Origin of the sequence: Halioglobus sp. HI00S01 (assembly GCF_001635445.1) — a bacterium.
Taxonomy (GTDB): domain Bacteria; phylum Pseudomonadota; class Gammaproteobacteria; order Pseudomonadales; family Halieaceae; genus Halioglobus; species Halioglobus japonicus.
Map to the genome: position 1 here is coordinate 129,756 of NZ_LWEE01000001.1, position 11,826 is coordinate 141,581.

General features: G+C 58.0%; 10 protein-coding genes. 2 read left to right on the top strand and 8 right to left on the bottom strand.

Going from position 1 to position 11,826, the window contains the following annotated elements:
• Position 1 precedes the first annotated feature (1 nt).
• The 8 genes from A3709_RS00615 to A3709_RS00650 form a co-directional block, all read right to left on the bottom strand.
• Positions 2-1,867, bottom strand: a complete 1,866-nt coding sequence (locus A3709_RS00615) for a TIGR00341 family protein (protein ID WP_066048481.1) — start codon at positions 1,865-1,867, stop codon at positions 2-4.
• The gene (locus tag A3709_RS00620; RefSeq protein ID WP_082849782.1) at positions 1,860-2,621 is read right to left on the bottom strand and encodes a carboxylesterase; all 762 of its coding nucleotides are present in this window, start codon (positions 2,619-2,621) and stop codon (positions 1,860-1,862) included. The genes A3709_RS00615 and A3709_RS00620 overlap by 8 nt, the downstream gene beginning before the upstream one ends.
• Positions 2,618-3,553, bottom strand: coding sequence for an MBL fold metallo-hydrolase (locus A3709_RS00625; RefSeq protein WP_066048488.1), 936 nt, complete (start codon positions 3,551-3,553; stop codon positions 2,618-2,620). Before A3709_RS00625 ends, A3709_RS00620 begins: the two co-directional genes overlap by 4 nt.
• A 73-nt stretch (positions 3,554-3,626) precedes the next feature.
• Positions 3,627-5,489: a DUF3604 domain-containing protein gene (locus A3709_RS00630; protein ID WP_066048493.1), complete on the bottom strand. Its 1,863-nt coding sequence runs from the start codon at positions 5,487-5,489 to the stop codon at positions 3,627-3,629.
• 49 nt (positions 5,490-5,538) lie between these two features.
• Positions 5,539-6,327: an enoyl-CoA hydratase/isomerase family protein gene (locus tag A3709_RS00635; protein ID WP_066048496.1), complete on the bottom strand. Its 789-nt coding sequence runs from the start codon at positions 6,325-6,327 to the stop codon at positions 5,539-5,541.
• A gap of 10 nt (positions 6,328-6,337) precedes the next feature.
• Positions 6,338-7,471, bottom strand: coding sequence for a CaiB/BaiF CoA-transferase family protein (locus A3709_RS00640; protein WP_066048500.1), 1,134 nt, complete (start codon positions 7,469-7,471; stop codon positions 6,338-6,340).
• Between the two features lie 10 nt (positions 7,472-7,481).
• Positions 7,482-8,255: an SDR family NAD(P)-dependent oxidoreductase gene (locus A3709_RS00645; protein WP_066048503.1), complete on the bottom strand. Its 774-nt coding sequence runs from the start codon at positions 8,253-8,255 to the stop codon at positions 7,482-7,484.
• A 29-nt stretch (positions 8,256-8,284) separates the two neighbouring features.
• The gene (locus A3709_RS00650; RefSeq protein WP_066048507.1) at positions 8,285-9,460 is read right to left on the bottom strand and encodes an acyl-CoA dehydrogenase family protein; all 1,176 of its coding nucleotides are present in this window, start codon (positions 9,458-9,460) and stop codon (positions 8,285-8,287) included.
• 125 nt (positions 9,461-9,585) lie between these two features.
• On the opposite strand from A3709_RS00650, the gene A3709_RS00655 reads away from it, so the two are divergent.
• Positions 9,586-10,764, top strand: coding sequence for a GGDEF domain-containing protein (locus A3709_RS00655; protein ID WP_066048511.1), 1,179 nt, complete (start codon positions 9,586-9,588; stop codon positions 10,762-10,764).
• Between the two features lie 3 nt (positions 10,765-10,767).
• Positions 10,768-11,775: an AraC family transcriptional regulator gene (locus A3709_RS00660; protein ID WP_066048514.1), complete on the top strand. Its 1,008-nt coding sequence runs from the start codon at positions 10,768-10,770 to the stop codon at positions 11,773-11,775.
• Positions 11,776-11,826 lie beyond the last annotated feature (51 nt).

The window sequence follows — 11,826 nt, forward strand, 5'->3', positions numbered from 1 at the left end:
TTCAGCGCCGGATGTGGAGTTGTGCTTCCAACTCGATCTCTTGGCCAACGCTGCGCGAAACAATTTCCTTTAACGCGTCTATATGCTCGTTACCCAGCGGCTCACGCGAGCTGACCACCACCGCAATCACCGGCGGGTCGCCCAGGTTCACTCGGTCGCGCACCACGTGCACCTTGCGCCCTAGTAGCTGTAGTTCACCTACCGGGACCCGCTCTTCAAGCGAACTCCGCTCGACGAGGTGGGCGAAAGCGACGTACAGCGGCACGCTGATAACTGCCACCAAAAACAGTGATGCCGCCAGTCCCTTGCGGGCGCGCTCGAAGGGCGCAAAGCCCAATACCAGAAAGGTGACACTGGCGGCCACAGCGATGCCCACCAGGTTGGTGGTCAGCAGGAGCAGTGCGCCCGACGCCATATTCCAATCGCCCCACCCCAGCCCGATACCCGCCACACTCAGCGGCGGCACCAGAGCCACGGCGATGGCCACCCCGGCAAGACTTTTGGCAATTTCCTCCTTTGCATGCGCATAGGCGCCGGCGATGCCTGATATCACCGCAATCATCAGGTCTAACAAGGTCGGCGACATTCGCGCCTGCATCTCAGCAGTGGCAATATCAAATGGCATTACCCAGGCGAGCAGAATTGCGCAGCCCAGGCCCCAGGCCACGCCAATCGCCAGTGTACGCAGCGAACCGCGGATCAGCGTCGCCTCAGAACGGGCCAGGCCCATTGCTAGGGAAATAATTGGGGCCATTAGCGGCGCCAGAATCATCGCGCCGATAATCACGGGCGCTGAATTTGCGTACAGCCCGGTGAGCGCGAGCATGACGCTGAGCACCATCAGGACCTGGAACGACGAACTGGCGGTGGCGTTTTCGCGCAGCGACGTGAACAGCTCCCGATACTCGCTCTCGCTGGCGTGATTGAACATCGGCAGCTGTTTGCCCTGCATGGCCCGCGCGGCGTCATCGACGGGAACATGATTGATTCGCAGCACCTCCCGCGAGGAATTGCCGGAAGGCTCGTCCCGGGGCCGCATCGCCGGACCTGGCAATACGCGCAGACTCTTCTCGTGTACACATAACTCAAGATCGTTACCGTGCACCGGTTTACCGTCGAGCAGATACTCAGTGCCCTCGGGTGCATCCAGGTGGAGAGACTTGCTCTGGATCAGACCGAGATACCCAGGCAGGCGTGAGAACTGAACTTTACCCGGCAACGCCAGGCGTAACATAAACCACAGATAGCTGAGAATGCTGCGCGGGGCCAGCGCCAGCAGTGATGCGCGCCCATCGCTGGCACCAGCACCGTCTTCAAACCGCCTTCCCACCATGGAACTGCGCGTCTGCGACACTGCCACCAGGCCCAGCGCCGCCAGATTGATTTCCTGCTCTTTGGCGGTAGTAATTCGAAAGGGCTTCAAGGTGAGCTGCCCCAGACCTTTGAGCGCGCCGCGGAAAAAACTTGTCGCGGTGTGCTGGCTATTGATATCCCAGGGCCGCAGCGACAATACCCGGCCGATCACTACGGATGAAAACACCAGTTCTCCGTTGCAGGTGAGGGCATCGGCCTGAACCGGCTCACAATTGCGATAGTGTTCGACCAGCGTCGCCATGTCACCCTTAGCCCCCAGGGTCACGCAGGCTTCATGAGCATCCGGGTGTGGCAACACCCCTACAGCCCAATTGCGCTCCATGACAAGCGGCGCAAGATCGCGAATCTGTTCATCACCCAACCACAGCAGCACAATTGCGTCCTGCGGCAGCGTTTCGCGCTCAGCCCAGGGGACGAACTGTAAGCCTTCACCCCAGGTTTGGGCCCGCTCATCCAGACTGGAGTCATGAATCAGATAGCCGGCATCAACCATGTACAGACTCCTGACCGAGCAGTGCCTGCAGAGTGCGCCCCAGCCGCGCAAGATCACCGGGCCTTGATAGACGATGATCGCCGTCCTTTACCAGGTGTACTTCCACATCCGTGGAGGTGAGTTTTTCGGCAAGTTTTAGCGAAGTGCGCCAGGGAATATCGCCATCGCATTGACCGTGTAGCAGGCGCACCGGCTGGGGAATAGCAATGTCCTCGCCCCCCAGTAGACAGTGCCCTGCGCCCTCTTCAAGTAATTGCTGGCTGATCGGGTAAGGCTCGCCATCGTCGTAGCAATTGTCGATAAAACACAGCCCAGACAGTTCCAATTGCAGCTTCTGCTCGGGAGACAAACCATGTTCCGCGAGTCCGCGAGTAAAGTCAGGCGCTGCTGCAATTCCCACCAGGGCACGCACGCGCTCTGATCTCGCCAGCGCAACATGCAGCATAATCCAGCCACCCATCGACGAGCCGACCAATAGCTGTGGTCCGTCCGTCACCTCATCGAAAACGTGAATGGCGTCTTCTATCCAACGTCCCAACGTACCCTCGGCGAAATCACCGCTGGAGCTGCCGTGACCGAAGTAGTCAAAGCGCGTGAACTGGCGTCCCTGTTCGCGACACCATTGATCGAGATACAAGGCCTTGTCGCCCTGCATATTGGAGTTAAAGCCGCTGAGAAATACGATGCCCGGGCCTGCACCCGGCACATGCTCATAGGCAATGGTTGCATCATCAGAGCGCGACAGCATTTTCATTGGCGCGCCTTCCATACCGCCAGACCCTGGGCATTGAGCTGGGCATCAAAGCGAAAGCTCTCACGCACCTCTCTCATATTTAATTCGGGGTTCATCGCCAACACTTGTTCACTGCAATAATCCATAATAGCCTCTTCCATTAAGGCGGCATCCCCGCCGCAACCCTCGGCAATATCGACATAACCATCCACCTGCGCCAGCAATCCTTCTAACTGTGAAGAAAAATAGTCGATGCCGCCAAAGTGATTCAAGTAAATGCGCTGCGGGTTGGCAGCTCCCAGCAACCTCAGCGACTCGCGCATGGCATCCGGCCGGAACTGGGTCGGGGTGGTGGACAACATACAGAAATCACCACCGGGCAGTCGGAATTCGTGATAACAAATGCCAAACATGTCACCGGCGAACCAGCCACGGCTGTGTTCATCCCAGACGCAATAGTGATGATCGGCATGACCGGGCGTGTGTCGACATAGAAGGGATCGGCCGCCCACTTCAAAGCGATCGCCATCGCCCACTTCGATCACACGCTCGGCGGGGGCAGGGACGATATCCCCATAAAGTTGGGCAAAAAGATCTTCACCGTAAACGGCAATGGAGCCGGCGATCAGCCGCACCGGATCAATCAGGTGACGGGCACCCCGGGGATGCACAAGTAGTGTTGCTTCGGGGAAGCTTTGTAACATTGCACCGGCGCCACCTGCATGATCCAGATGTACATGGGTAGGCATAATGTAACGAATCTTTTCGGGGGCAATACCGCGCTGCTTGAGCAAGGCCTCCAGAATGGGGACACTGTGCACTGTCCCCGTGTCGATAACAGCATATTCACCCGCGTGTTCGAGCAGATAAAAGCTCACCAGGCCCGGTTTCAGGTAATGTGCGTCGATACTGGTAATACCGTCGCCCAACCCGGTATATGACGACTCGCTCATGGCGACCCTCTTCGCTCAAACCAGCGATGATTCTCGCGCAACAGAGCCCCGAGGTCTATTGCCAGGAGGCAAACTATTGTGGGCGATACCAGATCGGCGATGTATAGGCCCGGTCCTGCACAGTGGCGGGCACCTCTGCAGGTAACGGCTCACCCATGGCAACAGCGTCGTACAACGAATGTCGCGGCGTGGGAATTTCCAACACGCGGGCGTAGTAAAACGCATGCTGCTCGGCATTGAAATCCGGGTCCTGCCAGCGCGCCTGCAAACGGGCGGCGCCTATCGTATTGGCATAGGAGGCATTGTCGATATTCACGGTGCTGCCCACGCCGGGCAGATCGCCGTTCTCGTCCGGGACGCGCTCACCGGTCCATACAACGTCAAACACCTGCTCATAGCTTGTACCGTCCTCGTCAACCCATCCCTTGACGATCTGTACCCGGTCGAGGTTGGCGCCATCGGCCTCCTTCTCAGCGATCAGCAGAAACTCCGGTGCGGTATCACCGCGAGCTGCAAGCTCCCCGCCCATGGGCACGCCACCGGCAGCGGCTTCCGCGTAGAATTCGGCGCTGTCGAGAATGCCTTCGCCATATTCGTAGCCGGCGAAGAATCGCACACCAATGCGAGGGCCACTGGTGGCGTAAACCTCGCGCCGCTTGAGCGCGCGCATAATCGCCTCGCGAGTGTTTTCTTCTGCCCACACTGCCGCAAGCCCCGCCGCGGCCATATCCCAGCCCACCGGCGTGCGACGATCGCCAAGATCGACCAGACCCTGCTTGGATTCGGGCGTACTGTCGGCGGCAAACTTGCCGTGAAAATTGTCTTCCTCGGCTCCTGCCAGGCCCGAGTGAGCGTCTGACGAGCCGATCAAGCCGAACTGGAACGGGTTGTCTCCCAGCGCCTGCTGAACTTCCAGCCCGGCGCGCAGCCCCGAGCGTACGTAGTCACCCGGCGCGACTACATAGGGCGTCTCGTCCTGTTGAATATAAAAATCAAACGTCTCAAAGTCGGCGAACTCATCATCGGGCGACAACGTCGGATGGGTTTCCGAATCGCCTTTGATCTGGGTCACTTCAGTAACGGTTTCCCACTTGGCCCGCAAAGCGATGTACTCCGGTGAAAAGTCCTCACCGCGCAGGGTACGCTTGTCGAACATATACCCCTTGGAGATATTGGAGTTGTGGGGAATGGCAATGAAATCGGCCTGGGTGCTCGCACTGGTTTTTTCCAGCCACGCCCACAGGTCCTCCGGGAAAGGGGAATTCAGGAAACTGAAGGGCTGGTATTGTTGCGCTGTCTCCGCGCCGGAGTCAGTAATGACGATGCGGTGCATATTGACGCCACCGGCGTTGGAGCTCCACTCCCAGCCAATCAGCGCCGTAAACTCACCCGGCTCGTTCGCCGCATCTGCCGCATTGGTAATTTCCTGCCACACGGAGCGCTCCACGTCGGGCATAGGAGGCAGCCCCCCCATGGGCATACCCTCCTCGATAATGCGCTCACCGGCGATCTTTGGATCCTCAGCCACGGGCAGGCGAGAACCAAACACGAGTGGCCCATACTTGGTTTCGATACCAAAGGTAATCACTGCTGAAGAGAACCAGGCTGCCAGCGTTTCAAACACCCCGAGCCCCTCTGTAGGCACACCGTTCTCGTAGATGTAGCGAACAGTGCCAAGGTATTCGGCGTGATCTGAGACCACCAGAAAATCCAGTGGCTCGCCGATCTGCACCCGTGCCCGGTGATAGGGGTGCACCACCGGTTCACCCTTGGCATAGCGATAGGCCTCGGCGGGGCCAATGGTGCGGTTGCCAATCGTAATCGCATCAAACGAGTTATGGGTGTGGAGGTGTGTGTCGCCCCAGAGCAACTGTTTATCGGCAGCAGAAACAGAAGTGGCCACCAACAAGGCAGCCACTGTAAACAATCCACGCATCGTAGGCTCTCTTATGTTTATATCCGGCCTAGGATAACGAATTTTGCCCTTAACGTCCTTTCCAGATAGGCGCGCGCTTCTCGAGAAAAGCCAGCGTACCTTCTTTGGCATCCTCGCTTTCCAGGCAGAGGTACTGCAGGTCCGCCTCACGGGAAATCGTGTGACCAAGATCCTGCTCGCTGGCCTCGATCACGGCCTGTTTGGCATGTCGCAACGACAGCGGCGCTTTCGCGGCTAGCTCCTCAGCCCATGCAAGCGTGCTTGGCATAAGCTCATCCCTGGGTACCACGCGGTTACAAAGCCCCCACTCGAGACATTTCTCGGCACCCAGCTTTTCGCCGGTAGCGATAATTTCATAGGCGCGTTTACGACCGATCGTTCTCACCAGGTGCCAGGTTGCGCCGCCATCGGGCACCAGGCTAATGGCCGTAAAGGCTTGATAAATGTAGGCGTTGTCCGCCATTACCGTCAGGTCGCAGACCATGGCGAAGGCACTGGAGACACCGGCAGCTGGCCCCTGGACTGCACTGATCCAGGGCTTGGGTGCACGATATATTTCCAGCATGACCGGCTTGTACTCCAGGTTAAGCTGATCATCCACACGCCAGGTAGGATCATCCATGGGCAACTCAGTCAGGTCTGCCCCCGCACCAAAGCCGCGACCCGCACCCGCCAACACGACCACGCGAATACTGTCGTCATTGTTCACTTCACGTGCCGCCAGCAAAATATCCCGGCGCTGTGCCGCATTAAAGGAGTTCAACGCATCAGGGCGATTAAAGCTGACAATTGCCACACCGTCTCGGCGTTCAATGGTTACCGCTTCGTAGTTACTCATCGTCCCGTCCTCAGCTGATAGCGCCGTTGGTTCTCAGGGCCTGCACTTCCTCTTCCCCAAAACCCATGGCGCCGAGTACATCGGCGGTATCCGCGCCGGCGGCGGAACCGCCATTGCGCACTTCAGACGGTGTGCGGGAAAAACGGGGGGCCGGTGCCGGCTGAGTCACGCCATCAACATCGATGTAGGTTTGCCGGGCCACGTTGGCCGGATGCGTGGGTGCATCGACAAAATTGAGCACAGGTGCAAAGCACACGTCAGTACCTTCCATCAGCTCACACCACTCGGCCTGGGTTTTGGTTTTGAATATCTCTTCCAGACGAACCTTCAGGTCCGGCCAGAGCGCGGGGTTGTTCTGGTCACCGAACTCCTCTTCGGACAATTCCATCTTCTCTTTCAGCAGCGCATAAAATTGCGGCTCAATGGATCCTATAGACACGTATTCGCCGTCGGCACATTCGTAGGTATCGTAGAAGTGAGCGCCGCCGTCGAGCAGGTTGGATTCGCGCGCCTTTTCGTTCCACATACCCATGGCCTGAAAGCCATGGAACATCCACATCAACTGTGCGGCACCATCGACCATGGCTGCATCGATCACCTGCCCCTTCCCGGAGTTGGCTGTTTCAAGAAGCGCGGCGAGAATGCCGTTGACAAGCAGCATGCCCCCACCGCCCATATCGCCCACCAAGTTGAGAGGCGCAACCGGCTTCTCATCCTTGCGGCCCATGGCATAGAGTGCCCCGGTGATTGAGATGTAGTTAATGTCATGCCCGGCCGCCTGGGCCAGCGGCCCCTCCTGCCCCCAACCGGTCATGCGGGCGAAGATAATCTTGGGATTGCGCTCCAGACAGACATCGGGACCAATGCCCAACTTCTCACAGACGCCCGGGCGCATGGGGTCGATAATCACATCGGCATTCTCGACCATGCGCAGCAACGTTTCGATGCCTTCCGGATCTTTCAGGTTAACTGCCACCGACTTTTTGCCGCGGCTGCTAACATCCTTCATCTGCAATCCGGGAGGGGTACCGGCGCGATCAATCCTGATCACCTCGGCCCCCATATCGGCGAGGATCATGCCGCCCATGGGCGCGGGACCAATGCCCGCCAGTTCCAATACGGTATAGCCGTTTAAAGGTCCCATAATGTGCTCCTTAGCGTGGCTGCATGCGAATGGCGCCATCGAGGCGGATGCACTCCGCGTTCAGGTAATCGTTCTCGGCGATAAACACTGACAGGTGCGCGATCTCAGCCGGCTTGCCCAGGCGTTGTGGGTAGCACACGGACGCTTCCAGCGACTTATAGGCCGGCTCTGGCAGCGATTCGAACAGCGGCGTATGAATCAGGCCGGGCACAATGGTGTTCACCCGGATACCGTAGCTGGCGAGGTCACGAGCCATGGGTACGGTCATGCCGATCACGCCGCCCTTGGTGGCGGAGTACGCCACCTGACCCACCTGCCCTTCGTAGCCGGCAACCGACGCGGTATTGATAATGACACCGCGGCCACCGTCATCATTAATCGGCTCATTTCTGGACATCTGCTCGGCCGCGTAGCGGGACACGTTAAAGGTGCCGGTGAGGTTGATTGCAATGACAGGGTCCCACTGCTCAATCGGGAATACGCCTTTTTTGCCATAGGTTTTCGCTGCGCTACCGATGCCGGCAAAGTTATTCACCACATGAATGGCGCCAAACTTCTCGACCACCTCGGCAATGGCGGTGCGCACGTTGTTTTCGTCGGCGACATTGACACTCCAGAACGCCACGTTGTCGGCCCCGAGATTGTCGATAACCGCCTGGGCCCGCTCCGCGTTCAGATCGAAGATTGCCACTTTCGCGCCTTTAGCCACGTAAGCCTCAACGGTTCCCTGGCCAAGGCCCGACGCTCCGCCCGTAACAATGGCTACTTTTCCATTCAAATCCATGAAATCTCTCCTCTAAATAAATTCTGGTGTTAAAAATTACGTGTATTGAAGGGCACGTAATCGTCGCCCAGGCACTCGCGGCCGATGATGAGCTTCATTACTTCAGAGCTGCCTGCATAGATCGTAGAAATTTTGGCGTCGGTGTACTGGCGGCTGATGGGGTACTCATCCATGTAACCGTGACCACCGTGCATTTGCACGCCCAGCTCTGCCATGCGCACCTGCAGTTCACTGGTGTACAACTTGGCCTTGGCAGCGTCTACCGCGGTGAACGAGCCGGCATTGAACGCGCTGACACACTGATCGATATACACCTGTGACATGTCGAGTTCGGTACGCATTTCGGCCAGTTTGAACTGCGTATTCTGGAAGGCTGAGACGGGCTTACCAAACGCCTTGCGCTCTTTGACATAGTCGGCGGTGAGATCCCAGGACAGCTGTGCCGCGGCGAGGTAACCCACGGCGCCCAGCAGTCGCTCTTCGGCCAGTCCCATCATCAGGTAGATGAAGCCCTTGCCGGGTTCACCGAGAACATTTTCCTTGGGTACCTTGACGTCGTTAAAGAACAGTTCAGCCGTGTCCTGGCCTTTCATACCCATTTTTTTCAGGTTGCGCCCCCGCTCGAATCCCTCCATGCCACGTTCAACCAGGAACAGGGTCATGTGGTGCGGATTGTTTTCCGGGTCCGTCTTGGCGGCCACCACCACCAGGTCAGCGTTGATGCCGTTGGAAATAAACGTCTTTGAGCCATTGAGCACCCAGTGGTCATCCTGCTCTACGGCATTTGCTCGCATACCCGCCAGGTCAGAACCGGCGTCGGGCTCGGTCATGGCCACGGCAAGAATACACTCGCCGCTGACACACTTGGGCAGGAATCGGGCGCACTGCTCTTCATTGCCAAAGCGCGTCAGGTACGGGCCGACCAGCCGGCTGTGGAGGGTATTAAACCAATCACCCACGCGGGCATAGTTGGTTTCCTCGATGATGATTTGCTCGAAACGGAAGTCGTCGTCGCCCATACCGCCGTAGCGCTCTTCGGGCCAGATCATCAGAAAGCCCTGCTCACCCGCCTTGCGGAACGCCTCGCGATCGACGACACCCGCCTCTCGCCATTCCTCCATATGTGGCACAATCTCAGCCGCCAGAAATTTGCGGTAGGCATCGCGGAACATGTTCTGTTCTTCAGTAAAGTCTCTCGGCAGCATTGGCTTAAACCCCTATAATTCATTGGATGGATCGGCGCACAGTATGGGGAGGGGGCTCAAACGCAACAATGACCACCCCCGACAAAAATATTGACTTAACCTGACAGCGGACTGAGCGGTAACGCATGGAGCAAATCTTCACGGAAAACTGGGCGACAATGCACCTCGGCTTGATCTTCTCCCTGACTCTGGCGCAGATGCTGGTGGTCTATGTGCTGAGCGATTCCTACAGCCCACCACAGGGGCTGGGACTGTTCACCGTGTACTTCATGACAGCACTCATCGGCTGGATTGCCCTCACGCTGCAACAGGGCAGCGACGCCTCCCTGGGCATTGATGTGCCCTCGGTCACAGCGCTGATCAACAGCTACATCCTGTTTGCCGCCGCCGGTCAGCGCGCGGGCATTTCCCGTGGAAGAGTTGTTTTCGGCATTGTCTGTGTACTTGCCACACTCAGTATCTTGTTCATTCCACAGGAACAAATGCTCTTTGTGCACTCTGCGGCAGTCGGCCTGTTTATTGCAGGCACAGGCATCATTTGTACACTGCGCAGCATTCAAGCCAGAAATGTCGGCGACGCCATCATCGCCTACGCGTCATTACTCACCGTCGTCGGCCTGCCGGTGGCCATGTACTTTGTCGCCGTCGACAACAATATTACGCTCGCCCAGACCGTCATCTTCGGTGTTTACAGCTGGTCCTACGCGTTGGTTACGATCGGCTTTCTGGCCAGCGTACTCATTGAATATCAGCAGCACCTGTCCCATCTAGCCACGGAAGATCCGCTCACGCGACTACTGAATCGACGCGGCCTGGAAGATGCATTGAAGATCAGTTTTGCCCACGCCTCGCGGCGGGGACACCAGACCGCGGCGATCGTAGGCGACATCGATCACTTCAAAAAGGTAAACGACAACTTCGGCCACGATACTGGCGACCATGTCATTCGCTTTGTGGCCAACTGCATCCAGCAGCTGTGTAGGGCCAGCGATGTGGTGGCACGCACTGGCGGCGAGGAGTTTTTGCTGGTGCTACCGGAGACAGATCTCGATTCCGCCCGTATACTTGCGGAGCGTATTCGCACCACTATTGGCGATCGTCCACTGCAGGTCGATGGCCAGCGAATCGCAATTACTATCAGCCTCGGGGTTGCGTGCCACGACGGCGAGATCGACCTCGATCAGTTGATCCAGGAAGCGGACCAGGCTATGTACCTGGCGAAACAGGGCGGACGCAACCAGGTTGCCTCTGTCGTCAATAAACCGGTGCGTATCAGCAGCACCGCGGTAAGGGAACAGGCGTAGAGCGTGCGCGACCTCTCCATTTCAGTGTATTTTGCCCGGGCCGTCCTGAAGAATGCCGTCGCCCAGGGACTGGACCCCATCAGCTTGCTGCGGAAATCGCGTATTTCTCCGCGTCTGTTGCTGGAAGAAGACGCGCTAATCTCCATTGAACGCCACGCTGACCTGCAGGTAAATACCATACTGGCCATGGGCGATGAAGCCCTCGGCTACGCCTCACGGCGCATGCCCATCGGCACCTGGTCGATGATGTGTCACGCGGTGATCAACTGCGAAACCCTGGGGCAAGCCATTTCCCGTTACTGCCGGTTTTTCCAGCTGTTCGAATTTGGCGCCCATCCCTGTCTGCTTATTGAAGGCGATCAGGTGCGAGTGCAGGTCAATATGCACGTGGATGAGGCCGACGCAGAGGCAGCGCCCTATATGACCGAACTGGTGTTGTTTAACGCCCATCGTTTTGCCAGCTGGCTGATTCAGGAGCACCTGCCGATTCAGCATGTAAACCTCCCCTATCCGCCGGCCGCGCGTGAGCGGGACTATCGCGCCATGTTCCTCGGAGCGCCCATGGCCTACGAGCAGGACGTGGCCGAATTCGTGTTCTCCGCCTCGCTACTGGATCGCCGGGTCACCCAGACCGAACAAAGCCTGCGACGGTTCTTACGCCACCCCGTTCTCATGCTAATGACCGAGTCCTACGCCCAGAGCAGCTGGACCGCCAAGGTACGAGAGCTGGTACACCACAATCTCGCCGACATGCCCGAACTCAACGACGTGGCCGCCATGCTCGAGGTACATCCCCAGACGCTGCGCCGACGCCTTTCAGCCGAAGGCACGACCTTCAAGGAAATCAAAAGCCAGGTGCGTCGCGATACCGCCCTGCACTTTTTGGGTAAGCAGGGGCTCTCGATTGAAGAGATTGCCCACCGCGCTGGCTTCTCGGAGTCGTCTGCTTTTATCCGGGCCTTCAAAGGCTGGACCGGGGTCACGCCCTACACCTATCGGAAAGGCCTGTAACTGCCGCTAGTCTCCCCGCGGAAATACGCTATATTTATTGTCGATCAAGGG

Bases quoted from the DNA above. Each gene is read 5' to 3' on its own strand.
- A3709_RS00615 (WP_066048481.1), bottom strand. From the start codon at position 1,867: ATGGTTGATGCCGGCTATCTGATTCATGACTCCAGTCTGGATGAGCGG.
- A3709_RS00620 (WP_082849782.1), bottom strand. From the start codon at position 2,621: ATGAAAATGCTGTCGCGCTCTGATGATGCAACCATTGCCTATGAGCAT.
- A3709_RS00625 (WP_066048488.1), bottom strand. From the start codon at position 3,553: ATGAGCGAGTCGTCATATACCGGGTTGGGCGACGGTATTACCAGTATC.
- A3709_RS00630 (WP_066048493.1), bottom strand. From the start codon at position 5,489: ATGCGTGGATTGTTTACAGTGGCTGCCTTGTTGGTGGCCACTTCTGTT.
- A3709_RS00635 (WP_066048496.1), bottom strand. From the start codon at position 6,327: ATGAGTAACTACGAAGCGGTAACCATTGAACGCCGAGACGGTGTGGCA.
- A3709_RS00640 (WP_066048500.1), bottom strand. From the start codon at position 7,471: ATGGGACCTTTAAACGGCTATACCGTATTGGAACTGGCGGGCATTGGT.
- A3709_RS00645 (WP_066048503.1), bottom strand. From the start codon at position 8,255: ATGGATTTGAATGGAAAAGTAGCCATTGTTACGGGCGGAGCGTCGGGC.
- A3709_RS00650 (WP_066048507.1), bottom strand. From the start codon at position 9,460: ATGCTGCCGAGAGACTTTACTGAAGAACAGAACATGTTCCGCGATGCC.
- A3709_RS00655 (WP_066048511.1), top strand. From the start codon at position 9,586: ATGGAGCAAATCTTCACGGAAAACTGGGCGACAATGCACCTCGGCTTG.